Origin of the sequence: Streptomyces prunicolor NBRC 13075 (assembly GCF_000367365.1) — a bacterium.
GTDB lineage: Bacteria > Actinomycetota > Actinomycetes > Streptomycetales > Streptomycetaceae > Streptomyces > Streptomyces prunicolor.
In genome coordinates this window covers 1-1,335 of sequence record NZ_BARF01000192.1, presented here as the reverse complement: position 1 = coordinate 1,335, position 1,335 = coordinate 1, and the positions used below count along the sequence as shown (strand labels likewise).

The window sequence follows — 1,335 nt, the reverse complement described above, 5'->3', positions numbered from 1 at the left end:
ACGTCTGTGAGCTTCCCCCGAGATGCGGAGTGTGTTGACAGAGGGTCAGATGGTTCTCATGAGAGGAACATCGACCATGGCCGCCCCCAGGAAATACTCGCTGGAGTTGCGTGAGCGTGCGGTGCGGATGTACCGCGCATCCGACCCGAAGCCGCAGATCAAGAAGCTCGCCGTCGATCTCGGTGTGCACCCCGAGGCCCTGCGCGGCTGGATCCGCCAGGCCGAGGCGGACGCCGGCGAGCGTGACGACCGGCTGACCACCGACGAGCGGGCGGAGCTCGCCGCGCTGCGCAAGGAGAACGTCCAGCTCAAGCGGGCGAACGACGTGCTGCGGACGGCCTCGGCGTTTTTCGCGGCGCAGCTCGACCCGACCCGGCCCAGGTGACGGCGCTCGTTGACGAGCACCCGCACCTGGGGGTCGAGTGCGTACTCCGGGAACTCTCCATCGCCTCCTCCACGTACTACCGCTGGCGTCGTGCCGAGCGCGAGCCGTGCGAACGCGTGCGCCGGGACGCGGAACTGACCGAGCAGATCAAGGAGATCCACGCCGACTCGGGCGGGATCTACGGCTCGCCGCGTGTGCACGCCGTGCTCAAGCGCGAGGGCGTCCATGTGGGCCGCAAGCGGGTCGAGCGCCTGATGCGCGAGGCCGACATCGCGGGCATCAGCCCACGTCGCAAGGGCTTCACGCGCCGGGACCCCAAGGCCACCCTGGCCCCGGACCTGGTCCAGCGCGACTTCACCGCGAGTGCGCCGAACCGGCTGTGGGTCACCGATCTGACGATGATCGCGACCGGCGAGGGCCCGTTGTGGCTGTCCGCGATCCGGGACGCGTTCTCCCGCCGGGTGGTGGCCTGGGAGACCTCCGCCCGCGCGGACGCCGACCTGGTGCTGTCCACGCTCGAGTACGCCCTCGCGTCCCGCGAGGTCGAGCCCGGACAGCTCATTCATCACGCGGATCACGGCTGTCAATATACGTCGATCAAGCTCACAACTCGCCTGCTGCGAGCGGGAGTTCAGGCATCCATGGGCTCGGTCGGAGACTCGTACGACAACGCCCTCGCGGAGAACCTGTGGATGATCACCAAGACGGAGTGCATCCGCGGCCGTGTCTTCGCCACCCGGGCCGAGGCGAACCTGGCGCTGTTCGAGTACATTGATGGGTTCTATAACTCCCGGCGCATCCAGAAACGGCTCGGCTACCTCAGTCCGATCGAGTTCGAGGAGAAGCACTACGCCGACCGGGCCACGGCCGAACGAACGAACCTGAAACCCCGTCACCCCCTCCTGACCAGCTGATCAGCACTTCCCGCACGCCGGGGGAACCTCACTGCG

Annotated in this window: 2 protein-coding genes; both read left to right on the top strand. The window is 67.7% G+C overall.

Features of this window, described 5'->3' with window-relative positions; all coding sequences use genetic code 11:
• Positions 1–76: 76 nt before the first annotated feature.
• Positions 77–385, top strand: coding sequence for a transposase (locus tag SPR02S_RS54740; protein ID WP_019065508.1), 309 nt, complete (start codon positions 77–79; stop codon positions 383–385).
• The gene (locus tag SPR02S_RS54735) at positions 382–1,299 is read left to right on the top strand and encodes an IS3 family transposase (RefSeq protein WP_019065507.1); all 918 of its coding nucleotides are present in this window, start codon (positions 382–384) and stop codon (positions 1,297–1,299) included. The genes SPR02S_RS54740 and SPR02S_RS54735 overlap by 4 nt, the downstream gene beginning before the upstream one ends.
• Positions 1,300–1,335 lie beyond the last annotated feature (36 nt).

Coding starts and splice junctions, on each gene's coding strand:
- SPR02S_RS54740 (WP_019065508.1), top strand. CDS start 77: ATGGCCGCCCCCAGGAAATACTCGCTGGAGTTGCGTGAGCGTGCGGTG.